Source organism: Duganella caerulea (assembly GCF_040362985.1).
GTDB lineage: Bacteria > Pseudomonadota > Gammaproteobacteria > Burkholderiales > Burkholderiaceae_D > Rugamonas > Rugamonas vulcania.
This window is the reverse complement of record NZ_BPWJ01000038.1, coordinates 1-305: the sequence shown is the minus strand read 5'-3', so window position 1 is coordinate 305 and position 305 is coordinate 1. Positions and strand designations below refer to the sequence as shown.

Genomic DNA, 305 nt, shown 5'->3' with positions numbered 1-305 from the left:
ACTTTCACACTGGTTGCAGCACTATCATCGGCGCAGAGTTGTTTCACGGTCCTGTTCGGGATGGGAAGGGGTGGGACCAACTTGCTATGGTCATCAGGCATTGACTTGTACTAGCGTCGCGTCTTTTTCCGCGCCGCCAAGAATCTGGAGGAAGTATTATAAACGATTTATATCGTTTATGCAGTAAATATTTAGGTAATGAAGTTGTATCAACGAACGTTCCAACATACTTCTCATTCACCATAACCTGCTAAGGTTATAGGGACAAGCCGTACGGGCAATTAGTATCAGTTAGCTTAATGCAT

General features: G+C 44.3%; 1 rRNA gene. It reads right to left on the bottom strand.

What is annotated here, in order from left to right:
- Positions 1 to 98, bottom strand: a 5S ribosomal RNA gene (gene rrf / locus ACUJB0_RS31735); the annotation flags it as partial.
- Between the last annotated feature and the right edge of the window lie 207 nt (positions 99 to 305).